General features: G+C 44.9%; 23 protein-coding genes. 2 read left to right on the top strand and 21 right to left on the bottom strand.

Going from position 1 to position 25,681, the window contains the following annotated elements:
• Positions 1-7: 7 nt before the first annotated feature.
• The 17 genes from HMPREF9370_RS04610 to HMPREF9370_RS04695 form a co-directional block, all read right to left on the bottom strand.
• Positions 8-1,165, bottom strand: coding sequence for a polysaccharide export protein (locus HMPREF9370_RS04610; RefSeq protein ID WP_009116184.1), 1,158 nt, complete (start codon positions 1,163-1,165; stop codon positions 8-10).
• Positions 1,166-1,268: 103 nt separating this feature from the next.
• Positions 1,269-3,179, bottom strand: a complete 1,911-nt coding sequence (locus HMPREF9370_RS04615; RefSeq protein ID WP_009116185.1) for a polysaccharide biosynthesis protein — start codon at positions 3,177-3,179, stop codon at positions 1,269-1,271.
• A gap of 260 nt (positions 3,180-3,439) precedes the next feature.
• Complete coding sequence (locus HMPREF9370_RS04620) at positions 3,440-4,615, bottom strand: DegT/DnrJ/EryC1/StrS family aminotransferase (protein ID WP_009116186.1); 1,176 nt, start codon at positions 4,613-4,615, stop codon at positions 3,440-3,442.
• A 96-nt stretch (positions 4,616-4,711) separates the two neighbouring features.
• On the bottom strand, positions 4,712-5,326 hold the full coding sequence (locus HMPREF9370_RS04625) for a sugar transferase (protein ID WP_040666903.1): 615 nt from the start codon (positions 5,324-5,326) through the stop codon (positions 4,712-4,714).
• An 81-nt stretch (positions 5,327-5,407) separates the two neighbouring features.
• Complete coding sequence (locus HMPREF9370_RS04630; RefSeq protein WP_009116188.1) at positions 5,408-6,538, bottom strand: glycosyltransferase family 4 protein; 1,131 nt, start codon at positions 6,536-6,538, stop codon at positions 5,408-5,410.
• Between the two features lie 60 nt (positions 6,539-6,598).
• Entirely contained in the window at positions 6,599-7,660 is a 1,062-nt protein-coding gene (locus HMPREF9370_RS04635; protein ID WP_009116189.1) for a glycosyltransferase family 4 protein, read from the bottom strand.
• Positions 7,657-8,604, bottom strand: a complete 948-nt coding sequence (locus tag HMPREF9370_RS04640) for a glycosyltransferase family 2 protein (RefSeq protein WP_009116190.1) — start codon at positions 8,602-8,604, stop codon at positions 7,657-7,659. The genes HMPREF9370_RS04635 and HMPREF9370_RS04640 overlap by 4 nt, the downstream gene beginning before the upstream one ends.
• Before the next feature lie 22 nt (positions 8,605-8,626).
• Entirely contained in the window at positions 8,627-9,823 is a 1,197-nt protein-coding gene (locus HMPREF9370_RS12010) for a hypothetical protein (RefSeq protein WP_009116191.1), read from the bottom strand.
• Entirely contained in the window at positions 9,820-11,127 is a 1,308-nt protein-coding gene (locus HMPREF9370_RS04655; RefSeq protein ID WP_156792972.1) for a flippase, read from the bottom strand. Before HMPREF9370_RS04655 ends, HMPREF9370_RS12010 begins: the two co-directional genes overlap by 4 nt.
• Before the next feature lie 299 nt (positions 11,128-11,426).
• Complete coding sequence (locus HMPREF9370_RS04660; RefSeq protein WP_009116193.1) at positions 11,427-12,452, bottom strand: NAD-dependent epimerase/dehydratase family protein; 1,026 nt, start codon at positions 12,450-12,452, stop codon at positions 11,427-11,429.
• Positions 12,453-12,480: 28 nt separating this feature from the next.
• Positions 12,481-13,758, bottom strand: coding sequence for a Vi polysaccharide biosynthesis UDP-N-acetylglucosamine C-6 dehydrogenase TviB (gene tviB / locus HMPREF9370_RS04665; protein ID WP_009116194.1), 1,278 nt, complete (start codon positions 13,756-13,758; stop codon positions 12,481-12,483).
• A 100-nt stretch (positions 13,759-13,858) separates the two neighbouring features.
• On the bottom strand, positions 13,859-14,404 hold the full coding sequence (rfbC, locus tag HMPREF9370_RS04670) for a dTDP-4-dehydrorhamnose 3,5-epimerase (protein ID WP_040666911.1): 546 nt from the start codon (positions 14,402-14,404) through the stop codon (positions 13,859-13,861).
• A 67-nt stretch (positions 14,405-14,471) separates the two neighbouring features.
• A complete protein-coding gene (gene rfbA / locus HMPREF9370_RS04675; RefSeq protein WP_009116196.1) occupies positions 14,472-15,344 on the bottom strand; it encodes a glucose-1-phosphate thymidylyltransferase RfbA in 873 nt (290 codons plus the stop codon).
• A gap of 17 nt (positions 15,345-15,361) precedes the next feature.
• Positions 15,362-16,447 (bottom strand): dTDP-glucose 4,6-dehydratase, encoded by a 1,086-nt coding sequence (gene rfbB, locus HMPREF9370_RS04680; RefSeq protein ID WP_009116197.1) that lies wholly within the window; start codon positions 16,445-16,447, stop codon positions 15,362-15,364.
• Between the two features lie 172 nt (positions 16,448-16,619).
• Positions 16,620-17,726 (bottom strand): bifunctional diaminohydroxyphosphoribosylaminopyrimidine deaminase/5-amino-6-(5-phosphoribosylamino)uracil reductase RibD, encoded by a 1,107-nt coding sequence (ribD, locus tag HMPREF9370_RS04685; RefSeq protein ID WP_009116198.1) that lies wholly within the window; start codon positions 17,724-17,726, stop codon positions 16,620-16,622.
• A 191-nt stretch (positions 17,727-17,917) separates the two neighbouring features.
• Positions 17,918-18,502: a hypothetical protein gene (locus HMPREF9370_RS04690; RefSeq protein ID WP_009116200.1), complete on the bottom strand. Its 585-nt coding sequence runs from the start codon at positions 18,500-18,502 to the stop codon at positions 17,918-17,920.
• Between the two features lie 203 nt (positions 18,503-18,705).
• Positions 18,706-19,548, bottom strand: coding sequence for a class II glutamine amidotransferase (locus HMPREF9370_RS04695; RefSeq protein WP_009116201.1), 843 nt, complete (start codon positions 19,546-19,548; stop codon positions 18,706-18,708).
• A 342-nt stretch (positions 19,549-19,890) separates the two neighbouring features.
• Between HMPREF9370_RS04695 and hslO the strand changes: the two genes are divergently transcribed.
• Positions 19,891-20,802, top strand: a complete 912-nt coding sequence (gene hslO, locus HMPREF9370_RS04700) for an Hsp33 family molecular chaperone HslO (RefSeq protein ID WP_009116202.1) — start codon at positions 19,891-19,893, stop codon at positions 20,800-20,802.
• Positions 20,803-20,878: 76 nt separating this feature from the next.
• Here the strand turns inward: hslO and mscL are convergent, their stop codons facing one another.
• Positions 20,879-21,313: a large conductance mechanosensitive channel protein MscL gene (mscL, locus tag HMPREF9370_RS04705; protein ID WP_009116203.1), complete on the bottom strand. Its 435-nt coding sequence runs from the start codon at positions 21,311-21,313 to the stop codon at positions 20,879-20,881.
• A 286-nt stretch (positions 21,314-21,599) separates the two neighbouring features.
• Positions 21,600-22,382: an enoyl-ACP reductase FabI gene (gene fabI, locus HMPREF9370_RS04710; RefSeq protein WP_009116205.1), complete on the bottom strand. Its 783-nt coding sequence runs from the start codon at positions 22,380-22,382 to the stop codon at positions 21,600-21,602.
• Between the two features lie 143 nt (positions 22,383-22,525).
• On the opposite strand from fabI, the gene HMPREF9370_RS04715 reads away from it, so the two are divergent.
• Positions 22,526-24,304: an extracellular solute-binding protein gene (locus HMPREF9370_RS04715; RefSeq protein ID WP_040667461.1), complete on the top strand. Its 1,779-nt coding sequence runs from the start codon at positions 22,526-22,528 to the stop codon at positions 24,302-24,304.
• A gap of 75 nt (positions 24,305-24,379) precedes the next feature.
• Here HMPREF9370_RS04715 and xth read toward each other — a convergent pair whose 3' ends face one another.
• On the bottom strand, positions 24,380-25,147 hold the full coding sequence (gene xth, locus HMPREF9370_RS04720; RefSeq protein ID WP_009116207.1) for an exodeoxyribonuclease III: 768 nt from the start codon (positions 25,145-25,147) through the stop codon (positions 24,380-24,382).
• A 116-nt stretch (positions 25,148-25,263) separates the two neighbouring features.
• Positions 25,264-25,596: an ArsR/SmtB family transcription factor gene (locus tag HMPREF9370_RS04725; RefSeq protein ID WP_050795378.1), complete on the bottom strand. Its 333-nt coding sequence runs from the start codon at positions 25,594-25,596 to the stop codon at positions 25,264-25,266.
• Between the last annotated feature and the right edge of the window lie 85 nt (positions 25,597-25,681).

The following is a 25,681-nucleotide window of genomic DNA, read 5'->3' on the forward strand; positions in this document are numbered from 1 at the left end:
GTTGGAGTTAAAATGAGTTGTTCACTGCAGAAACAGTATTAGCCAAACCAACAGCTTGAGAAACAACGCGATCCCAACGTGTAACGGGTGCGGCAGTAACATAAACCACATCATTTGTTTGTAACTTAAAGCGGTTGCCCAAAGCATAGGCAGTAGCATCTTTAAGATTCAATTGATAAACATGGATTGGTTTCTCAACATCTGATGGCACATTCCGAATGACAAATACACCGCTTGCGTTTGCATGTATTTGATCCATGCCACCAGCTTCACTCATTGCTTCTGTTAATGTTATACCTTTAGGAGGCATACGCAAAGAGCTTTGGCGGGTAACTTCGCCTAGAACAAATACTTTGCTATTTTCATTAGATGGAACGTAGATGATATCTCCATCACTTAATAAATGGTTCTGTGTAGCATCGCCATTGGCACGCAGATCTTCAATAGAAATTGTATGATCTACACCTTTGTGTGTCCATTTTACGCTTTGCGGATCTGCTTGATCTGTAATTCCTCCAGCCAAGTCAATAGCATCTAACAATGTCATAGGAACGTTGGTAATAGGCAATTGTCCGGCTTGACGAACTGAGCCTGAAACGCTTACACGTTGAGAACGGAATTCTGCAACGTTCACTTCAACTTGAGGGTTTTTGATGTATCTTTTCAGGCGCGATGAAAGCTCAGATTGAACTTGATTAATGGTTTTACCTGCAACAGTAATCTCGCCAACAAGAGGAAAGAAAATGCGGCCATGATCATTAACCCAAATACCATTGTTACTTTGTTGGTTTTGCAGTGTCGTAGAAAGTGTGCCTGCATTTGAAGAAGGTACGCCGATAGTAGCCGGTGTATTCAAGTCGGGGTGGTACCAAACACGAATATTAAGAACATCCCCTTTACCTAAAGTATAGCGATACGCTGACTTTCTTTTTTCTAGTTCATGATTTGGGCGGTTAACTTTCGGGGGAGCTTCAATACTTTGTAAGAGATTAAGTGTAATAGGATAGATATTAACTCGGCTATCCAATTGCACTTTTTCATCTGCAATATCATTCTCGTGGTGCACAACGGTTTTATTACCTGTTGGCAAACCGGAGCCGGGAACGACCGTACAGCCAGAGGCTGCAAGAATAACTGATAGGCTAATAAGAGTTAGTTTTTTCATATTTACTAAGATTCCTTACTTAAGGTAAGCCCGTTTTTTAGGCGGCATCATCATTATATTTGTGTATTATTTTAGTAATCGGGTGTACGCTTCATAGAGTAATTTAGGTTTGTTGACCAGCTTGCTTTGCCACCCATACCAGATCGCATATGTCATCTTTAGGTTTGAAACCCGTTGGGGCTTCAAGCAATAGTTGACGAACTGTTAGCTGGTCACCATTTGAGCAGGCCTCATCCATTTTCTCTAATATATCAGAAAGATTTTCCCATGAAAGCATTGTTTCATTAGCGGTCATAATGCGAGGGTGAGTGGTTTTTTCGACAGCGTCGCCGATTAATAATTCTTCATAAAGCTTCTCTCCCGGGCGCAGACCTGTGATTTTGATTTCAATGTCTCCCGTTGGATTGTTGCTGTCTTTTACCTCTAACCCGCTTAGACGAATCATTTGGCGTGCTAAATCAATAATTTTTACTGATTCTCCCATGTCTAAGACAAATACATCACCTCCTTTACCCATTGCGCCTGCTTGAATAACTAATTGAGCAGCTTCAGGGATAGTCATGAAATAACGAGTAATATCTTGGTGGGTTAATGTTATTGGACCTCCGGATGAAATTTGTTTTTCAAAAACCGGAACCACAGATCCCGAAGAACCGAGAACATTTCCAAAGCGTACCATAGCAAAACGTGTATTATGGTTTTTTTCTGCAGCCAATGCTTGGAGTATCAATTCGGACATGCGTTTGGATGCGCCCATAGTGTTGGTTGGACGAACAGCTTTGTCTGTGGAAATTAAGACAAAAGTTTCGACTTTTGCATCAATCGCTGCTAAAGCACAGAACATAGTGCCATAGATATTGTTGCGAACGCCTTCTAATGTGTTGAATTCGACGATGGGTACATGTTTGTAGGCTGCTGCGTGATATATGGTTTGCACGCCAAACGCCGTCATTACATTGTATAAACGCTTGCGGTGTTGTACAGAACCGAGAAGTGGAATAATTTCAAGCTGTATTTGGTTTGCTTCTGTATATTCGCGCAATTCTTTATCGATGCTGTATAAAGAAAATTCTGATAGCTCGAATAAGATTAATTTTTTCGGATTGTTCTGGATAATCTGACGACACAGCTCTGAACCAATGGAACCTCCAGCACCAGTTACCATAACGACTTTGTTATTAATATCAGCGCTCATCAGTTCGGATTTGGGTGCAACGGGATCGCGGCCGAGTAAGTCAAATACAGAAATCTTGCGTAATGAGCTAACACTGACTTTGCCATCCACCAGCTCTTTCATACCGGGCATTGTTAATACTTCGCATGGATATGACTCTAGAGAGTGGATGATTTTTTTGCGTTCTTCTTGAGATGCGCTTGGAATTGCCAGTAGGATTTTTTCTACATGATATCTTTCGATTAGCTCCGGTATGTTGCTAGGTAGATGTACAGTTATGTTGTTAATAATACTTTTTTGTAGCGAGGGGTTATCATCTACAAAAGCAACAGCATGATATTCATTAACTTGTTTGATGGCTTCTAAAAGTTGGCGTCCGGATTGGCCCGCACCGTAAATAATGACAGGCGCCATTGTTTTGGTGTTTCTGCGGCCGTTTAAAATTGCGCGCAGGACAAAGCGGGAACCGCATGTCAGAACCAACATTAATAAAAAGTAAACAAAAGAAGGCAACCAATCTATGCGTTGATGGGATATGCTCAGACACATAGTCATAATTATGGTGGACAAAAGGCTGCCCAATACGGCAGTGGTAATTACTTTTGTGCCCATAAAACGAGTGACAGCCCGATATAAGCCAAGCTTGATGAAGAAGGTGATCGTCAAAGCTGCGGTTATGATGAACACAATCCAATTGCCGATAGCCAACCACTCTTGTGAATAGTCTGATTTTAAACTCAAGCTAAACCAAAAAGTGAGGAAGATAATTAATGTGTCATGTATAACGAAGAATGCTTTTTTGATACTTCGCGGTAATGAGAGTAGATAGGCTAAATTCATAATATTTAATAGCTTATGGTTTAGTAGTCGTTATTAGAGAATTCAATAGGACTCTTTATTTTGAAAAATATTTTTCAGTTTGAAACAGTTTACTTTTATTTGCTTAATTTTAAATCTTGTTAAGAGGCTAGAAGATAGGATACTTCATTTGAAAGTTAAGAGAAATATTTACTGGATAAATGGTTTATTTTGGGAATAAAACGTTAAATTGGTGTAAATGTTGATACCGCCTGCCCTGGGCAGGCGGTTTGGTTTTAAATTTAAGAGGAAGCTTTAGTAAGGACATTGTGCAAATGCTTGCAACAAAAATCTATTTGCTCTTCTGTGATTGTGGGGTGTACGAGGAACATCAAGCTGGTTTCTCCTAATTCCACTGCATTTTTTAAGCGTTTTTTGGGGCGCCAAGGAGTGTTGTCGAAAGCTTTTTCCAAATATACTTCAGAGCAGCTTCCTTGATAGCAGGGAACGCCCGCATCATTTAATTCATTTATGATACGGTCGCGCGTCCAATCTTTTGATAAGCGTTCGGGTTTGACAAACGCGTAATATTTATATTGGGCGTGTTGAATATAGTCAGGTACTTCGACAGTTCTGATGAAGTCGAATTGTTTTAGCACTTCTTCTAATCGTGCTGCATTCGCTTGTCTTTTTGCGGTCCAGTCTGCCATGCGTTTCAGCTGGATTCTGCCTATGACTGCTTGCATTTCTGTCATCCGCCAGTTTGTGCCGAAGCTTTCATGTAGCCAGCGGAAACCGGGAGGGTGTTGGCGGTTGTAAACGGCATCATAGCTTTTTCCATGATCTTTATAAGACCACATTTTCGACCATAATTCTTTGTCATTGGTAGTTACCATACCGCCTTCGCCACCTGTCGTCATGATTTTGTCTTGGCAGAAAGACCAAGCACCAACATGCCCGATAGAGCCGACTGATTTTCCTTTATAACGGGTTCCGTGCGCTTGTGCACAATCTTCAATAACCCAAAGTTTATGTTTTTCAGCCAGCGCCATGATGGCATCCATTTCAGCGGGCATGCCTGCCAAGTGAACGACAATGATGGCTTTTGTGCTTGGAGTGAGTACGGCTGATATGGTTTCTGCTGTGATATTTTGGCTGTTTAAGTCAACATCGGCAAATACGGGGTTTGCTCCTGCAGTGACAATAGAAGAGGCCGAAGCAAGAAAAGTGCGGGAAGTAACGATAACATCATCACCAGTGCCGATGCCCATAGCTTTCAGGGCTACATCTAAAGCCAAAGTACCGTTGCCGAGTGTGATGGCATATTCTGTACCTGCCCATTGTGCGAATTCTTTTTCAAATTCACGGCATTCTGTACCTGTCCAGTAATTGACTTTGTTTGATAACAATACGCGGGAAACGGCGTCTGCTTCTTCTTGTGTAAAGCAAGGCCATGGTGCCAATGAGGTGTTTAACATTGTATTTTCCTTAATTGATACTTAATTGGGAGAGTTGCAAGGGTTTGAAACCGTTTGCAATTTTCTTTTGTTTATGGTTTCCCGTATAGTTGATGTTTATTGGTCTTCTTTTTTTGTGCCGGTAAATTTATTCATCGTGGCTTCCCCTTCTGCTTCGATACCTTCTTTGATGAATACTTTTTTTACGGTTAGGAATAATATTTTCAAATCAAGCCAGAATGAACGGTTATCTACATACCATACATCCAATTTGAATTTTTCTTCCCATGAAAGTGCATTGCGGCCATTGACTTGAGCCCATCCGGTTATTCCTGGGCGTACATCGTTTCGACGGCGTTGCTCGTCATCGTAGTGCTCCAGATATTCCATTAGCAATGGACGGGGGCCGACCAAGCTCATGTCGCCTTTTAATACATTCCATAATTCTGGTAATTCGTCTAGGCTGGTGGCGCGCAGGGCTTTGCCAAAGGGGGTGAGACGTTCTCCGTCAGGCAGGGGGTTGCCGTCTTTGTCTACTGCGTCGCGCATGGAGCGGAATTTAACCATTTCAAAGGGCCTGCCATCCTTGCCTGGTCTGATTTGACGGAAAAGAACTGGAGAACCTAGGTTTTTGCGTACGAAAAAAGCAACGATTAACAATACAGGAAACAAAAATAAAAGGCCGAAGAAAGCGCAAATGATGTCGAAAAGGCGTTTGATAATGTCTGACATGATGATCCTATTTTTAGTATCTATGCCTGTCTGAAACATTTTTCAGACAGGCATTATTGTTATGGGAGGGGTCTGAAACAATCAGATATTCATGTTCCGCAGCATAAAATCGTTGATGATGTTTACATCGTATTTGGTTTTAACAATTTCCAAAGAGGCCTGCCGCATGCTTTCGATTAAATCGGGCTGGGTAATGAAACGCTCCATTGCTTCTGCCAATTTTTCCGAAGATTGTACTGGAACAAGGAAACCATTATAGCCATCGTCAACGGTCTGGCGGCAGCCGGGTGCATCAGTGGTAATGATTGCGCGACCAGTGGCCATGGCTTCCAATACGGTACGCGGTGTGCCTTCCCTGTAAGAAGGTAAAACAAAAACATGGCAGGCATTTAGAGCGGGGCGTACGTCGCTTAGCTTGCCCCAAAATTTTATTGTTCCTTCATTAATCCATTGATCAAGCTCTGTTTGTGTTACCGAACTGGGGTTAATATCAATAAACCCAACCATATTGAACACAGCATGTGGATGTTTTTGTTTAACCTTTCGTGCAGCATCAACATATTCCCTAACACCTTTGTCTTTGAGTAGCCGACCGATAAGTAGAAAGTGGATTTCATTCCCTTCAGGCAGGGGTTGAGGGGAGAATTTCTCTGTGTTTACTCCGGAACCATTCACCACAATGGTATGTTGGCCGGGAGAAGTAATACCCAAATCGGCGAATAGTTTTTGGTCATCGTCATTTTGGAAAAAAGTTACTTCTGCAGAGGCCAAGGCTTGTTTATATAAGCCGCGTGTGATTCTTCGGATCCAGCTTTTGGCGGCGCTGTTATCGGTGTCTTGAAAAGCATATCCTAAGCCGGTGATTAAGGCGATGCGGTGTGGCACGCCTGTCGATTTCGCTGCCAACATACCGTATATAACCGGTTTGATGGTGTAGGCTAAAACGTAATCAGGCTTGATTTGCTGCATCAATTGGCGCAATGCGAGTAAGGTTTTTAAATCTTCCAGTGGATTGGTGCCTGTGCGTTGCATCGGTACGTTATGCAGGATGAATCCTTGAGCTTGGAGCTTTTCACGGGTTGGTACATCTTGCAAAATTTCAGGAGCGGCGATATGTACTTCCAAACCTTTAGCTTGTACGGCACAGATTAAATCCCAGCGAAAATTCAAAACAGATTCGGCAAAGCCGGCAATCATCAGAAATTTTTTCATTGTATTTCCCTAATTATTTATCGTTGTTGTGTAAATTGAATGCCTGTCTGAAAAGCCGAGTCAACTGGTTGCTGCCTTACGGAGCAGCTCAGATAAGCGGGGAGCTGTTTTTTGAATGCAGAATAAATTTTCGGCGTCTTGACGTCCGCGTGCCCCATAGCGTTGCCGCATATTTCGGTCTTGCAACAAAGTCTTGAGTGCGTTCAGCCAGCCGGCATCATCATTTACTAAAAATCCGTTGGCATCGGGCTCGACAATATTTTTATTTGCACCTACATCAGAACCAACAACCGGTAATCCGCAAGCCATGTATTGAATAAGTTTGTAACCGCATTTTCCATTGGTCCACGGTGTATCGGGTAAAGGCATAATACCGATATCACATTCGGCAACAAGAGGTACTTCGGTATTTTCCGACCAATCGAGAGATTCGGTATTTACCCCCGGGATATTCAGCTTGGCTCCGATGATGCGTAATTTATAAGGGATTTCTTTCGCTAAATCAGACAAAGGACGGGCGATATCGTTGACATATTGTGCGGTTGAAGGCGAACCAATCCACACAATAGTCGGTATCTGATTAACTTTTTCGTCGTTGGTGAAATAGCGGTCGATATCGATTACAGTTGGAATAATTTCTATCCATTTCGCCCCGGCTTGATGCGCTCTATCGGCTAAATATTGATTGCCGCACACAACAAGTTTGGCAGAAGCCATTAAACTATCTAAGCGCTTACCAAATACTTTACGGACGATTGGCAGACGGTGCATATCATAATTGTGGAAGAGTGCATCGTCATAATCCAATACATAAGGCACGCCGGATAATAAAAGTTTTTCAAACCATGCGGGTGTCCAAGGTAAGGCTTCTTTTTCAATCCAAATCAAATCGTATTGATCTTTTGCTGCTTGGAGCAAACGAATGCGGTTCCAATAAGTTTGGAACATTTCGTTGTTGCTATATGATTGTTTGCTGTATTTTGCAGTTAAAGCTTCATCGCTGATTAAAGGAAAAACATCGCAATGGATGCCGCTTTGCTCTAGCCAAGGTACATATTGCATAGTACGCAGGCGAGAAGACGCACCCTTGGGACCGTATTTGGTAAGCATCAGGATTTTCATCGGGTCTGGCCTTTCAATACGGCGGGTAAAGCTTTCCACAACATGACATAACCTGCCCAAGTGTTTTTAACATCGGCAGTAGAACCTTTAAGTAAAGCTAAAACTGAGCGGGAGAAAGGTTCTATAAATAATGTGACTACAGTAATGCCGACTGCTTTAATAAAAGACATATGGGTAAAACTGTAAATAAGCCGACTACGCAAAGAATAAAACAAGCGTGTGGCTTTTACTTGGCTTGATGTACCCCCTCCTGCGTGAAATGCTTGCGCGTCAGCTAAATACATGCTTTTGTAACCGGCTTGCTTGGTACGGTATGCCAAATCAAGATCTTCAAAGTAAACGAAGAAGCGTTCGTCGAAACCTTTGAGCTGTTCAAAAATAGAACGGCGCATGAAGTAGAAAGCACCAATAACCTGATCTACTTCTCTTGTGGTCATGTGATCCCAATCACCCATATGCATATGCATGGATTTAAAGAATTTGAAAGGCAGTTTGTTTAGGCCTAAGGCGTTTACAGTAAAAGTGGTAAAGGAAGGGAATCGTGTACAGCTGCGTGCGACGTGATTATTCTCTTCCAATAATTGAATACCACATATGCCGACATTTTGGTTTTCAGGACGCTCCATATATTCATATGGAACCCTGAGAGAGTCTTCAAATAGCTGTGCATCAGGATTCAGAAACAAAATATATTTACTGTTGCAAATCGCCGCGCCTTGATTACACGCTGCTCCAAAGCCATTATTGGTTTGATTCTTGATGATTTCTAATTTGAAAGGGAAATCGCTGCCTAATTGTTCAACCAATTCAATCGAGTTATCTGAAGAATGATTGTCGACAATGGCTACGGTGCCTACCAGATTGTTATGGTATTTAATAATACTGGCAACTGCATCACGCAGCAGGCTACCGGCATTCCAGTTAACAAAAACAATATCTATCATAGTGATGTAGGTTCCAAAATATTTAATTGGTTACAAGTCTGCTTTGGTGGGTGATCGGAGCAACTTGTTCTGATTTTTGTGCTTCAAGTCTTTGCAATTGGTTAAAAAAAGCAATAGCAAATAAAGTAATCGGTGTCATTCTCCAGTAAATCAGGTTGGAGAAGCCTATTTCAAAAATCAGATAAATCAAAATCAAAAAGTAGGCATATTTACTGTCTATGTTGCGCAATACAAATCTACAAAAAGCAAAGACAATTGCAATCGGACCTAGAATTGAGTTACGCAAAGAATATTCTAGATAACCGGAATCACCGTACATATATTCGGTGGTGTAGCCAAAGCCAATGCCTTGCAGAGGATTGTTAAAAATGTATTCCAAGTTATTGGCTAAGTTTCCGCCTTCTGAATACCTTCCGCCTAAACCATTGTTCTCAGAGAACATTTTATCAACAGCAGAACTGATGAGATCGCTGGCAAAGGGTAATATGACCACGAGCGCAAGTAATTCCAAACCATATATGACATAAGCAAAGTGCTTGTTGTATCTGTATAACTCGGATTGTAAAATAATCAATGAAAAGAGTAGCAATGCCAAAGATGTTGATGACTGCAGGAAAAATAAAAATATCAAAAACAAAAAAGTAGCCAATAAGAATCTTTTTTGATGTGTATATTTAAAGGCCATTATGTTTAATAAAACAAACATAAAATCGTAAAAGCCCGCGACTGAGTGTGTACCGAAAATGGTTACAGGTTTTAATTGGAATAACATATTTGGAATCAAATCATCATAGAATGATGAATAGTATTCTCGTATTATTTCGGTGATCGCAGGTACTTCTAAAATAATACCGATTGATAATGTTGAGAAGAAAATATTCGCAATCGTAAGGGTATGTAAGTAGCCTTTTAAATTTAATGGATTGTGGTTGGTATTGATTAGGATAAAGAAAAAGAAAACAATAAAATATAAGCCATTACCATATTTATAGGTGTAGTATTTTGAAAAGAGGGTGAAGACCGTAATGGCAACCCCAAAACTTAATCCTATGAATAAATTGACCATGTCTATCTTTTTTTGTCTGAATAATAGGATAAATAAGAATATCAGACTAATAAAAGACAAAGTGACCCCGGAGGTGGAAGAAATCACACCTCCGATTGAGGCTGGTGCCATAATTCCTATTAGGAATAAAGTAAAAATTAAATAATTATTCATAACTGAAGTGTTCTATCTCTAGAAGGCTTGCTAATTGATTTTTTGCAAGCCATCATTAATAAGCTTAGATCTAGAGCCATTCTGGCAGACCAAGCTATTGCTGCACCCATAATACCGAATTTTAGTAGTGCAAAGTATAAAAATGCAAAATAGATTGGAAATTCTATCATGTGAAACTTGGCTGTAACCGAGGCTTTGCCAAAAGCGTGTAATTGGGAATAGAACAGAGCGGAAAGAGAATTGAGAAATACGCCCGCACATAATATTTGTCCAACTAAAACGGATTCCGGATGAAATTCTTCTTTAAGCCAGAATTTGAGTATATACGGCATTAAAAATGCCATAGCAGATGTCATCACTAGCATTAAAGCGCCTACACGGAACAACCACGTTTTGAAGTATTTCTGCCAATTATCAGGCTGTTCCTGCATTAAGCGGGAAAGAGAAGGAAAAATAACAGAATTGATAGCAGTAACCAGAATCAAACTTTGTGCTACCAATTCGAAAGGAACCACATATATTGTTACGGCGGCCGCTGAGAGCAATGCTGCAATCATGAAGCGGTCTAGCTGAACCATCATTGGGCTCAAAATGCTGCTTACAGTTACCCAGCCGCCGAAAGAAAACAGTGTTTTGGCAACTTGGGATGAGTAAACCAACTGGTTGGGATTGTAATTCGGTTCGTTTTTTGTCATGCATGAGAATGCTAAATGGCGGAAAAACAGTAGCGATACAACACGGCTGATAACCAAACTGGCGATAATCCAGGCCAAGTCTTGTGTGAAGTAGGAAATGATCAAAGGGCCGGCAAAGTTAATGGTGCCGAGCAGTACGCGCAGAATACTGATGCCTTTGAAGTTCATATAGGCTTCATTCATACCGCGGTAGGTCGCGCTCATGGCCTGTGTTGGTAAAGCAATTGCCAAAAGTAAGACGGCATTACGGATTTCGGACTGAGGGATATGTTCGGTTTTTATCAATCCGCTGCAACCGAATAACGCAAAAAGGACAATGCCTAAGCTGCCTACCAAGCCTGCAGTCATGGTAATACGGGACGCAGTGGTCAATACAACGGGGATTTGATCAGGTTTTTTCTGCCCGCGTAGTTTGGAAACCATTTGCGTCAATGCGCGGCCAATGCCTAAGTCAAGGACGCCGGCGTAAGTCATCATTGCCCATGCTAGAGCCAGCAGGCCAAAACGTTCATTGCCGATGTTGGCTATCAATTTAGGAATGGAAACCAGGGCGATGAGTAGGGGAAGCGCCAGACCGGCCATATTCCAGCTAATATGCGACAGTTTCAAGGTGTGCTCTCTTTTAATTTAAATCAGGTTACTTGTCATGGAATTTATCAATTATCAGCCTGATTTAAGGTATTACTGTATTTGATAATGAAGATTTGAACTAAATAATTAAATTTTTAAAATATTATTTTTCAGATTTACTTGATGGATTTTATAAATTATATGTGAACCAGGGCGCATAGCCGTAAAGTAGTTTTAATTTGATTATTGTATAAACCATACTGAGGGTTATTTTCAGACAGGCCTTTAAGGCGTGAAGGCCTGTCTGAAAATATTGGGCAAGGCTGCTCAGCTACATTTTATTTTAAAAAGCCTTTATACCAAGGCATGGCTTTTTGAATGCCTTGCTCAATCGTAAACTGCGGGTCATAACCAAGCAGGCTTTGTGCTTTTCCGATATCGGCTTGAGAATGGCGCACGTCCCCTGCACGGAAGTCGCGATAGATGGCGTCTTTCGTGTATTGGATATCGTTATCGGCTAAGCTGTTGCGGATATAGTTAAACAGTTGGTTCAATGTTGTTCGGCCGCCAACGGCTACGTTGTATACCTGGTTACGTGCCTCTGTATTGTCGGTTGTGGCCGCCAAAATATTGGCCTGTACCGTATTTTCGATAAAGCAGAAGTCGCGGCTGGTTTCGCCATCACCGTTGATAAACAGGTCTTCGTTTTTAATCATCGCCGAAGTCCATTTTGGAATCACGGCCGCATAAGCACCATTTGGATCTTGGCGTTTGCCGAACACGTTGAAGTAGCGCAAACCGATGCATGTGAAGCCATAGGTCCGGGCAAATACATCAGCATAAAGCTCGTTTACGTATTTGGTTACAGCATAGGGGGACAAAGGTTTGCCGATGGTGTGTTCCACTTTGGGCAGGCCGGGGTGGTCTCCGTATGTGGAGCTGCTGGCTGCATATACAAAACTTTTCACTTTTGCATCGCGGGCAGCAACCAGCATATTCAGAAAACCGTCGATGTTGGCGCTATTTGATGTGATTGGATCGTTAATCGAGCGCGGCACAGAGCCTAAAGCGGCTTCATGCAATACATAATCTACGCCGTTGCAAGCTTGATGGCAGGTTTCCAAGTTGCGGATGTCGCCTTCAATGAAAGTAAAACGTGACCATTGTTCGGGAGTAACGGTACGTTGCACTTCATCTAAGTTATGTTGGTGACCTGTAGCAAAATTATCCAAGCCGACTACGGTTTGATCTAGCGTTAACAGAGTCTCAAGCAGGTTGGAACCGATAAAGCCGGCCACGCCTGTGACCAGCCATTTTTTCGGTGATTGCTTCAGCTCCTGTTGGATATGTTCATACTTATTCATTATGTGGATATTCCGTACGTGTAAGGACTTATAGACGCAAATCAGTTTCTTCTGCGGTAAACAGGTATTTTAAGTCGTAAATAACGTGTTCTTTTTTCGCTAGTTTACGGATGGCATCGATACCCATTTCTTTAAATTGTTTATGTGCTACTGCCAGAATGATTCCGTCATATTTGCCTTCTTCCAAAGTAGAAATAGGCGTGATGCCATATTCGTGTTGAGCTTCGCCATGGTCAATCCATGGATCGTAAACGTCAACAGTGATGTTGTATTCTTTAAGTTCTTTGATGATGTCGACAACTTTGGTGTTGCGTAAATCCGGGCAGTTTTCTTTGAAAGTCAAACCCATCAGCAAAATTTTTGCGCCTTCTACCTGTACGCGTTTTTTCAACAAGGCTTTTACCAATTGTGAAGCAACATAACTTGCCATGTTGTCGTTTAAGCGGCGACCGGCTAGAATGATTTCTGGATGGTGACCGATACTTTGTGCTTTATGGGTAAGGTAGTAAGGGTCAACGCCGATACAGTGGCCGCCAACCAAGCCCGGGCGGAACGGCAGGAAGTTCCATTTTGTGCCCGCTGCTTTCAATACGGCTTCTGTGTCAATGCCCATTTTATTGAAAATAACGGCTAATTCGTTAATCAGGGCGATATTTAGGTCGCGTTGGGTATTTTCAATCACTTTGGCCGCTTCCGCTACTTTGATGCTGGAAGCTTTGTGGGTGCCGACAACAATGATTTCGTTGTAGAGTGCATCGACAACATCGGCAATTTCAGGCGTTGAGCCGGAAGTGATTTTTTTGATGGTGCTGACACGGTGCTCTTTGTCACCAGGATTGATGCGCTCGGGGCTGTAGCCGGCGTAAAAATCTTGGTTGAATTTTAAGCCTGAGAATTTTTCTAGAACAGGCACGCAGTCTTCTTCGGTTGCGCCGGGATAAACAGTGGATTCGTAAATAACGATATCGCCTTTTTTCAGCACTTTACCAATGGTTTCAGAGGCTTTTACCAGAGGGGTAAGATCGGGTTGGTTGTGCTCATCGATAGGTGTAGGCACGGTTACGATAAACACATTGCACTTTTTTAAATCTTCCAAATCGGCAGAGTAGGTTAGATGTTTTGCGCTAGCCAGTTCTTCATCGTCTACTTCTAATGTTGCGTCGTGGCCTTGTTTTAAGGCTTCGATGCGTGCGTGGTTGATATCGAAGCCTACAACCGAACGCTGTTTGCCGAACTCTACGGCAAGAGGCAGGCCTACATAGCCCAAACCGATAATGGCCAAATTGATTTGTTCTGGTGTCATCATAATTTTAGTAATCTCTAAAGTTGAAGATAGTGAAATTTTTTGTGATGCCTTGTTTTTAAGTTTTCAGACAGACATCAGTGTTTTGTGCTGTTTAAAACCATTATGCGTATAATTCACGCAGCTCCTGCAAGGACTTGCCTTGCTGGTCTTTGGCTGACAATAAAGGGTTGTCAATTGGCCATTTGATGCCGACAGTCGGGTCGTTCCACATCAAACTGGCTTCAGCTTGCGGATTGTAATAATCGGTACATTTGTATTCGAAATCAGCAATATCGCTCAGTACGACAAACCCGTGAGCCAAACCGGGCGGGATCCAGAATTGGGTTTTGTTTTCCTCGCTTAAAATCACACCTTCCCATTGGCCGTAAGTGGGTGAGTCGGGGCGGATGTCTACCGCAACATCAAATACTTCGCCGCGCACACAACGTACCAGCTTGCCTTGCGGGTTAACGGTTTGAACGTGCATTCCACGTAATACGCCTTTTTGTGAGCGTGAGTGATTGTCTTGTACGAAATCTAAATCAATGCCGAGCATTTCGCGATAACGGTTTTTCTCGAAAGTTTCTAGGAAAAAGCCACGTTCGTCGCCGAACACTTTGGGCTGAATGATTTTGACGTCTTTGATTTTTGTGTCGATAACTTGCATTGTGTATTCCATATTTTCAGACAGGCATTTGTATGAATGCTTCTTACAATGCCTGTCTGAAAAACTTTTATTTTGAGGTGTCTAACAGGCGTTGCAGGTATTGGCCGTAACCTGTTTTGGAGAGAGGTTTGATTTTTTCAGCCAACTCTTCTTTGTTTAGCCAGCCTTTGTTGAAAGCGATTTCTTCCAAGCAGGCCACTTTCAAGCCTTGGCGGCTTTCGATGGTTTGAACGAAATGACCGGCTTCCATCAGGCTGTCGTGTGTGCCGGTATCCAACCAAGCGAACCCGCGGCCTAATAATTCCACATTCAATGTGCCTTCTTCCAAATACATCTGGTTGATGCTGGTAATTTCCAATTCGCCGCGTGCAGACGGTTTGACACGTTTTGCTTTTTCAACAACGCTGTTGTCGTAGAAATACAGACCGGTGACGGCATAGTTGGATTTCGGCTTTTCGGGCTTTTCAACGATAGACAATACTTTGTTGTCTTTATCGAATTCCACTACGCCAAAACGTTCGGGGTCGGCCACCTGATAGCCGAATACAGTCGCGCCTTTGGGGCGGGAAGCAGCCAACTCCAGTTTGCGGCCAAAGCTTTCGCCGAAGTAGATGTTGTCGCCCAAAATCAGACAGGCGCTGTCGTCGCCGATGAATTCGTCACCAATCAGGAAAGCCTGTGCCAAGCCGTCAGGGCTGGGCTGGATGGCGTAGCTGATATTGATGCCGAAATCGGAACCGTCACCTAAAAGGCGTTGATAACCCGACATGTCTTCAGGTGTTGAAATAATCAATATATCGCGAATTCCGGCCAGCATCAGCACGGAAATCGGGTAATACACCATTGGCTTGTCATAAATTGGCAGCAATTGTTTCGAAACGCCTCGGGTGATTGGGTAAAGACGAGTTCCTGAGCCGCCGGCTAAGACGATACCTTTCATAGATTTCTCCAGTTGTTTTAGTTTTTTAAGCCCAAACGTTCGCCTTGGTAGTTGCCGTCCAATACGGCTTGCCACCATGCCTGATTATTCAGATACCATTCTATGGTTTTGCGGATACCGGTTTCGAAGGTTTCTTGTGGCTTCCAGCCTAAATCACGACCGATTTTCGCAGCATCGATGGCATAGCGGTGGTCGTGACCCGGGCGGTCGGTAACGTGGGTGATGAGTTCTTGATATGATGTGATGTTGGGTGTGTTCGGGTTTTGGGCAGTGGGGCGCAATTCATCTAAGATATCGCAAATGGTTTTAACGACATCGATATTTTTGCGTTCGTTGTGTCCGCCGATATTGTATGTTTCTGCAACTTTTGCTTCGGTAAATACTTTCCACAGCGCGCGCGCGTGGTCTTCTACAAACAGCCAGTCGCGGATTTGATTGCCTTCGCCGTAAACAGGTAAAGGTTTGCCGGCCAGACAGTTCAGAATCATTAACGGAATCAGTTTTTCCGGGAAGTGGAACGGGCCGTAGTTGTTTGAGCAGTTGGTCAAGACAACAGGCAGGCCGTAGGTTCGGTTCCACGCGCGTACCAAGTGGTCGCTGGATGCTTTACTTGCCGAGTAAGGGCTGCTCGGTGCGTAAGGCGTGGTTTCTGTGAACAAATCGTCTGTGCCGTGCAGATCGCCGTACACTTCGTCGGTGGAAATATGGTGAAAGCGGAAAACTACTTTGTCTTCTTCCGAAAGAGTGTTCCAGTATTGGCGGGCCGCTTCAAGCAAGGTATAGGTGCCGACGATGTTGGTTTCGATAAAAGCGGCCGGGCCGTCGATGGAGCGGTCTACATGGCTTTCTGCGGCTAAGTGCATAATGCCACAAGGTTGGTATTGCTCAAATAGTTTGTCGATTGCTTCACGGTCGCAAATATCGGTTTGGGAAAAAATATAACGGGGGCTGTCGGCAATGCTGTCTAAAGAATGCAGGTTACCGGCATAAGTGAGTTTGTCGATGTTTACCACCGTTACGTCGGTGTTGTTGATTAAGTGGCGGATTACGGCGGAACCGATAAAGCCTGCGCCGCCTGTGACGAATACGGTGTTTTTTTGCATAATTGTTTAACCTGAATTTGAAAATAAAATAGTTGGAATGGTTGATTATTTTGTGCCTAACTTAACGACATAATAATTTTATCCTCTTGTGATTGTAGGGTCGTTGGATTAATTTTTGTTAAAAGAATCGCAAAAAAGCATGAAATGTGATAAGCGATATAACTATCTGTTTTTAAGAAAACTTTTTGTTATATAGGGTTATTTTGATGTCATTTCCCAGAATGTCTGCAGATGATGGAAAAAAATCGGGAGTTTCGCTTAAGATTCTGTTGTTTTCCGGCAATAAAAATAATCCTTTTGCGCTGTTGCCCAACATTTTAGCAGATTGGTACAACACAATTTCATCAACCAAACCGGCTTCTATCAAGGCAGTATTTAATTTTGCGCCGGCTTCTACCAGAATTTCTCCGATACCTTGTTGTGCTAATTGCTGCATAAGCTCATTCAAATTTATGCGGCCGTCTTTTTCAGACAGGCATAAGATGGAAGTATTCGGATGCTTAAGATAGGGAGCATGTTTTTGAGTGTCGGAAACCAAAGTGCAGATAATGGAAAGGCTGTTGCTGTCTTGGATAACAAAAGAATCGAGCGGTGTTTGCAAGCGGCTATCGAGGATAATGCGGATGGGTTGGCGCAAAGTAGGGAAGGTGCGCACATTCAGTTTAGGGTTGTCTGCCAGAACTGTGCCGATGCCGGTAAGTACGGCACAGCTTTCGGCGCGAAGAATTTGCACATCCGAACGCGCGGCTTCGCCGGTTATCCATTGACTTTGGCCGTTGCTCAAAGCGGTTTTGCCGTCTAGGCTGGCGGCGCATTTAAGACGAATAAATGGTCTGCCGCGCTCGATACGGGATAAGAAACCGCGGTTTAACAAGCGGGCTTTTTGTTCTAAAAGGCCGCTTTCCGTTTGGATGCCGGATTGTGTGAGCAGGGTTAAACCTTTGCCGGAAACCAGAGGATTGGGATCGGTCATGGCGGCGACTACGCGTTTTACTTTGGCTTTGATCAGAGCTTCTGCGCAAGGTGGTGTGCGGCCGTGATGGCTGCATGGTTCTAGGGTAACGTATGCAGTGGCTCCTTGGGCTAGCTTCCCGGCTTGTTGCAAGGCATATACTTCGGCGTGCGGGCTGCCTGCACGGATGTGGAAACCTTGTCCGACGATTTGATCGCCATGTGCGATGACGCAGCCAACCCGCGGATTGGGGCTGGTGGAAAAGCGGCCTTCCCACGCGAGGGTTAGGGCGGTTTGCATCAGGCGGATGTCTGTATCGTTGAACATTATGATAGTTGAGTATAAAAATAAAGGCGCATTGTAAAATACGCCTTGGGTTTTTGTATAACTATTTTTTTCAGACAGGCATTTGAAGCTTTTCTAAAACCGCCGTTTGCCTGCACATTATTTATGTTTCGTTTGTATTCGCTGCACAGCGACACATTTGGCGGGTTTTGAAAAGGTTTCAACCTATTTAATCAATGATTAAGTTTGATATTTTTCAATACGCTGTCTAATTGCTGTGTGGTTGCGCTTGGGCTGTATGCACAAATATTGTAAAGACCTTCTGTCGAGTAAACGGCCACGCAGGTTTCATTTAAGGTTTCGTCGCCGCTGGTTTGTGAATAGTGGTAATCCATGCGGTTTTCAGTGGCTATGCCGGTTTTGACGTCTTTAAGGCTTGGATCTGCTTCAATGTGTTTTTTCAGGTTGGCAAAGTATTCGTTTGCCGGCTTTTTCGGCTTGCCCAGGTTGGTGGTGTAAAGAGTGATATTTTGCGCGTCGTCTTGCTGCATCATGGTTAAGTCGGCCGCGTTAACGCCGGGTGGAAGAGGAACGGCTTCTTTGGAAATGTCTGTAAAACTGCTGTTTTCAATAACGATGCTGAGCTTGCCGTCTTTACTGGTTAAGGTTTGCACGGCGCTTTGAGGTATGGAAGCGGCTTCGTTGATGGCGGAAGCGGCAGAAGAGGCGGCTTCGGGGGAAACGGATGTTTCGGGCTGCTCGTTGCAGGCACTTAATGAGATGGCGGCCGCCAGAGCCAGGAAAGCTGTTTTCTTCATATTTGTTATCCGTTATGTTTATGTTGGAAATAATTTTGATTGTTCCGAAGTATAGCAAAAACTGGGAATGGCTGAAAATTTACCTGCCGACAATATATGCCCTCGGCTGATGTTTTCAGACAGGCATCCATGTGTTAAAGGCACGGTTTTATTGTGTTTTTATTAGTTTTCGGTGCGTAGAAGGTGTTTGGCGGAGTGTGTGTTTATGCGACAACACCGGCGGCGCGGGCGATTGCCAAACCTTCTTCTTGGGAAAGGTAGCGCGGTTTTTCCGGTCTGTTGTGCAGAGCGATGTCCCCTTGTTGAAACACAATTAATTCATCACAGGCAAATTGTTGCCAGGTTTCGTTTTGCGTGAGCGGCAGGGTTGCAATAACGGCAACTTTGTCGTTTGGCGTGGTAACGGATGCGAAATCGACGGCCACATCGTCATCCAGCAAACGGGCCTCTCCGAAAGGGGCTTTGCGGATGATGTAGTAGAGCAGGGTGCTGGCGTGGGCAAACATGATGTCGCCGTTTGACATGATGAAGTTGAACAGGCCGTGGCTGCGGATGCGTGCGGCCAGCTCCTGTATGGCTTCGGCTAAAGTTTTGAGGTCAGGTTTTTCATCGAAACGCCGGCGTAATTCTTCCAAGATATAGCAGAAAGCGGCTTCTGAATCGGTTGTGCCGACGGGGCGGTAGTATTGGCCTTGTGAGGGTTTGAAATTCATTAGGTTGCCGTTGTGTGCAAAGAGCCAATATTCGCCCCACATTTCGCGCACAAACGGGTGTGTGTTGGCCAGCGAAGTCCTGCCTTGTGTGGCTTTGCGGATATGGGCGATAACGTTTTCGGATTTAATCTGATAGGTGTTGACTAAATCTGCAACGGGTGAGTTGGCGCTGGGTTTGTCGTCGTGAAACAGGCGTATGCCTTTTTGCTCGAAAAAGCCGATGCCGAAGCCGTCTGCATGGTGGTCGGTCAGACCGCCGCGTAGGCGGAAGCCTTCAAATGAAAAAATGATGTCGGTGGGGGTGTTGCAGTTCATGCCCAAGAGCTGGCACATGGTTCATCCTTTGCGGTTGATACCGCAAATAAACTTTATTTCTGCTACGGTGTTGCTGTGCTTTAGCTCAAAGAGAGCGATTTTTGTAAGCTGCTGCTCAAGCAGCAAAGCAACAAAATCAGTCCCGTACTACTTGTACTGTCTGCGGCTTGCTGCTTGGTGTCAAAAATAAGTTTATTTGCTATAGGTAAACTTTAAAAGAAATTAAGTCTATCATTAACGGTGAAGCTTGTAGAGCCCATCCATGCCTGTCTGAAAATTTTCAGACAGGCATGGATGGGCTTGATTTTAACATTTCTGTAACCATATAGCGGTTAATAAATTTGATGCAGAAAGAACATTATGACTTCTAATAATCTGACCGCTGTGTCGCCGGACAACAGCCGCAACCGTTTCATTTTCGACAATATGCTGGTACGCGGTTTGCATGTGCGCCTGCAGGAAGTTTGGCAGCATATTGTCGGGCGCAAAACTTACCCCGAAGCTATCCGCCGCGCGCTGGGCGAGCTGTTGGCGGCCGGCGTGTTGCTTTCGGCTGATTTGAAAACGGCAGGTACGCTGATTTTGCAGGTCCAAGGTCAGGGAAGATTGAAAATGTTGGTAGTGGAGGCAACTTCCGACCAAACCTGCCGCGCAACCGCGCGTTGGGACGAGTCGGCCGAAATCGGAGAAGACGAAACTTTGAGCGGTTTGCTGGGCGATCAGGGCGTGTTTGTGATTACGCTTCAGCCGAAAGACGGTGAACCCTGGCAAGGCGTGGTACCTTTGGAAGGCGGAAGCATTGCGGAAATGCTTATGGCTTATATGCGCCGTTCCGAACAGCTGGATACGCACATCACGCTTGCTGCAAATGAAGAGAGTGTGGGTGGTTTATTGCTCCAGCGTTTGCCGGAACAAGAGCAGGATCAAGATGCCTGGGCACATTTGACCACGATTGCCGATACGGTTACGCCGCAGGAATTGTTGGACTTGGATGTGCAGCATGTACTTTACCGTTTGTTTCACGAAACGCCGCCGCGCATGTTTGCGCCGGACTCGCTTGAATTTGCCTGCACATGTTCGCGCGGCAAGGTAAGCGATATGCTGCTGTTGCTCGGCGGGCAGGAAGTGGGGCAGATCGTGGCTGAGCAGGGCAGTGTGGAAATCGATTGCGATTTCTGCAATGAGAAATATGTGTTTGATGAAGCGGATATTAATTTACTGTTTGATGCGGATGTGGCTGCTGTGCAGGAAGAGCAGCATCGTTTGCAATAAACATGTTTGGATAACACAATGCCTGTCTGAAATATTTTCAGACAGGCATTTGATTATTTGAATGCCGGATCAGACATTATTTTTTCAAAGAGTCGCGGATTTCGCGCAACAGCAACACTTCTTCGGAAGGCGCGGCAGGTGCTTCTTCAACGGGCGCTTGTCTTTGCAATTTGCTTAGGGCGCGGATAACCATGAAGATAGCGGCTGAGATGATTAGGAAGCTGATAACGGTGTTTAGGAATGTGCCGACGTTCAGGGTAACGGCACCGGCGGCTTGCGCGGCAGCCAAAGAAGCATAGCCGTCAGCCGGAGCGTTTGCACCGTCTTTTAATGTAATAAACAGGTCTGAAAAGTCAACGCCGCCGATCAATAAACCGATAGGGGGCATGATCACATCGTCTACCAATGATTTAACGATACCGCTGAACGCAGTACCCACAACCATACCCACGGCCAAATCGACCACATTGCCACGCATGATAAACGCTTTAAAATCTTGTGCTAAAGACATTTCTAGTTCCTTTAAGTAAGTGAAGATTGAAACAGTTTAAGAGGATTTACAAAAGAAAAGCGATAAATCTTAATACCGGATATAAAATGAGGGCGCCATTCTATGATAAAGGCGGGAAATGCTGCCGTTTATTAAATGCAAGGTTTGATTTTCCGTTAAGCGGTTCGCTTTACTTAATATATAAGAAAGATAAAATCATTTTAAGTTCAGATAAATTTACGGCCTATGTCGATAAACATTGGCCGTTTTCTGTTAAATACTTATGTAATAAGCTGTAATAGGTTGATTATACTTCACTTAAGGCATTGATGCTGTATCCGCCGTCAACATAAGTGATTTCGCCGGTAATGCCCGAAGCAAGGTCAGACAGCAGGAAAGCCGCGGCATTGCCTACTTCTTCAATGGTTACATTTCGGCCGAGCGGGTTTTGTGTGGCAACATGGTTCAGCAGTTTGCCGAAATCGGCAATGCCGGAAGCAGCCAAAGTTTTGATAGGGCCTGCGGAAATGCCGTTACAACGGATGCCGTCGCGGCCCACGGATGACGCGGTAAAGCGGATGGCTGCCTCCAAGCTGGCTTTGGCCAAGCCCATCACGTTGTAATTCGGGATGGCACGCACGGCACCTAAGTAAGAGAGGGCAACCACGGCGGCATTGCGGCCTTTCATCATCGGGTGTGCGGCTTTCACCAATGCGGGCAGGCTATATGCCGACACATCATGGGCCACGTTAAATGCTTCGCGGCTGATGCTGTCGAGAAAATCGCCGTTGAGCGACTCGCGCGGTGCGAAAGCAATGGCGTGCACCAAGCCGTCCAAGCCGTCCCACGATTTGCCTAGATCGGTGAAAAGCTGTTCGATTTCGGCATCGCTTTGCACGTCGCAACGGAACACCAGCTCTGAGCCCAGTTCGGCAGCCATTTTGCGCACACGGTCTTCCAATTTGTCTACCACATAAGTAAACGCCAGCTCGGCACCTTGGTCGCGGCAGGCTTTGGCGATGCCGTACGCAATCGAGCGCTCGGAAATCATACCGGTGATGAGAATTTTTTTACCTTGTAAGAAACCCATGTTTTTTCCTTAGTTTGTTTCACAGTCGCGATTTTAAGGGGCATTATAGCGGACTTTGGAAAATCCCTGCAAAGATATATGCTTTATTGATGCCGGCGGTTTCAGGTTACAATGCCTGCTATGGAAAACCTGATGTTTTGATTATGAAGAAACTCTTTGCCGCCGCTTTATACTTGTTTTCGTTCCCGCTTTATGCCGCACACGGTTTCAGCTTGGGCGCGCCTTTGCTTTATCCGCCCGATTTCAAACATTTTAGTTATGTGAATCCTAATGCGCCCAAGGGCGGAACATTGGTTTTGCCCGCATTGGGTAGCTTTGATACGTTGAATCCGTTTACGATGAAAGGTGATGCGGCATCCGGTATCAGCATGCTTACTGTCGATCAATTAATGGTGCAGGGGCAGGATGAGCCTTTTGCGATGTACGGTCTTTTGGCTGAATCGGCGGAACTCGCGCCGGACGGGCTTTCCGTTATATTCAAAATTAATCCTAAAGCGCGCTTCCATAATGGTGATCCGGTGCTGGCAAAGGATGTGAAAGCTTCTTTCGAGCTGCTGACCAAAGATGAAGCGGCGCAACCGATGTACCGCTTATACTGGCCGGACGTTGCCGGAGTGGACGAATTGGATGCGCGCACCGTACGCTTCCGGTTCAAGCAGCGCAATGCCGAGTTGCACCTCACGCTCGGCCAATTGCCCGTGTTTTCCCACAAAAGCTATCCGAAAGGTTTGGCTGCTGCACCGAATACGCCGCCCATCGGTTCCGGCCCTTACAGGCTGGGCAAAAGCGAGAGCGGGCGCAGCATTGAGTTTAAACGCGATAAAGGATATTGGGCGCAGAATCTGCCGGCACGCAAAGGGATGTTCAACTTTGATACCGTGCGTTTTCTCTATTACCGCGACAATGCTGTACGCATAGAGGGCATCAAGGGCGGACGCTATGATTTTACGGAAGAATATACGGCGAGAAACTGGGCGAGAGCCTATCCGGATACGATATTGCAAAAACGCGCTTTGGAAAAACGCGAATGGCCGCACAGCAACACTGCAGGTATGCAGGCTTTTGTGATGAACCAGCGGCGCGGTTTTTTCAAAGACATCCGCGTGCGGCGCGCGCTGGTGTTGAGCTTTGATTTCGAAAGTATTAATCAGCGCCTGTTTTACGGCACTTATACCCGCAGCAACAGCTTTTTTACCAACAGCGAAATGGCGGCAACCGGCAAGCCGGAAAGCGCGGAGCTGGAAATTCTGAAGCCATTGAGTGGCAAACTGCCCGAAGCGGTGTTCAAACACAATGTGCCGCAGCCGCCGAAAATCGATATTCAGACAGGCATCCGCCCGAATTTACTGCAAGCAAGAGCTCTGTTGCTGGCTGCAGGTTACAGTTACCGAAACGGCTTATTGGTCGGCAAAGACGGCAAGCCTGTGCAGATAGAATATCTGGCCAGCCATAAATCATTCGAAAAAACCGCAGTGAAATGGCAGCGGGATTTAGCCAAAATCGGCATCACGCTCAATATACGACTGGCGGATACGGCGCTTTACCAGCGCAGGATCAAAAATTTTGATTACGACATTATCATGACCACTTATGCCAACAGCGAAAGCCCGGGCAACGAGCAGTTTTCATATCACAGCTGCCAAGCCGCGAAAACACCGGGAGAGCGCAACTATGCCGGTTTGTGCGATGAGGCGGTGGAAGCGCTGCTCAAACGCTTCAGCAGCTTCACAAGCCGCGCGGATTTGGTGGCGAGCGCCCGTGCGCTCGACCGGGTGTTGCGTTGGCAATATTTAGTGGTGCCGAACTGGTATTCGGCTAAAAAACGTGTGATTTACCGCAACACGCTTGCCATGCCGGATAAGCTGCCTAAGTATTACGATGCAACGACATGGGCTTTGGAAACTTGGTGGGTTAAGAAGTGATTGTTTAATCAAATAATTGAGCCTGAAAAATGCCTGTCTGAAAACTTTTCAGACAGGCATTCTTGTTATGGATGTTTAATTAAATTCTGCCAATACTGGCGCGTGGTCGCTCGGCCGTTCCCAGCCGCGGGCTTCCGTATCGACCGAAACGTTGTGCAAAGCATCTCGCATAAGGCTGCTGACTAAAATATGGTCGATGCGCAAACCTTGCTTGCGGCGGAACATGGCGCCGCGGTAATCCCACCAAGTGTACATCACGGCATCGGGGTGGATGTGGCGCAGGCTGTCGTGCAAACCTAAATCCAGCAAAGCTTGAAACCATGCTCGTTCGGCGCTGGAGCAATGAATTTTTTCATGCCATTTTTCAGGGTCATAACAATCCAAATCTGCCGGCGCGATATTGAAGTCGCCCAGCAATACCAGCTTTTCATGACAGGCAAGTTCCTCTTTTACAAAGGCATTTAAAGCAGAGAACCATTCGCGCTTATATTCGAATTTCGGGCTGTCGAGCGCTTCTCCGTTGACACAGTAAACGTCAATGACGCGTACGCCGTTAATAGTGGCGGCTATCACGCGCTTTTGAGGATCATCAGGCAGTAAAGGCAGGTGGGTGCAGACTTCGGCAATATCGTGTTTGCTGATAATGGCCACCCCGTTATAGGTTTTTTGCCCGCTCCAAACAACTTGATAACCCTGCATTTGAAAAACAGCAGCGGGAAATTGGTCGTGATCTAGCTTGAGCTCCTGCAGAACCAACACATCGGGCTGGTGTTGTTGCAGCCATTCCTGCACTTGTGGCAGGCGGACTTTTAGGGAGTTGACGTTCCAAGTGGCGATTTTCATAGCGAACGGATTGGATGGATAAAGAAAATGGGATTGTAGCAAAAAACACAAAGCACCGAACCATTACTTTGCTGTATTCAGCAGATATCAGTAATGATTCGGTGCAAAAGGCAATGCTATTGTTTAGCTTCCCGATCAGTTGCGCAATAAACTTGGCACATGGCTTCAAGCAGGTTGAAGATTTCCGGAGAGGTGATGCGGTATTGCAGAATCCTATGGTAGCGGGTGTAGTCAACCACACCTTTTGCGCGTAGTTTGGCTAAATGATTGGATACGGCGGTTTGATTGATGCCGATAATATTCACGATTTCGGTAACATTACGCTCACTTTGCGCCAACAGACACAAAATCATCAATCTGTGCGGATGGGAAATCAATTTCAATAAGGAAGATGCGCGCTCGGCATGCTCCATCATTTGATTAGCGGTTTGTGATGTTATTGTCTTCATGAGAGCATTGTAGATAGTTATGTAAAGAGCTGCAAGTGCTTTGATATTTAAGGATTTATATCAATTTTATAGATATAAATGAAGT

This window comes from Neisseria wadsworthii 9715, assembly GCF_000227765.1.
GTDB lineage: Bacteria > Pseudomonadota > Gammaproteobacteria > Burkholderiales > Neisseriaceae > Neisseria > Neisseria wadsworthii.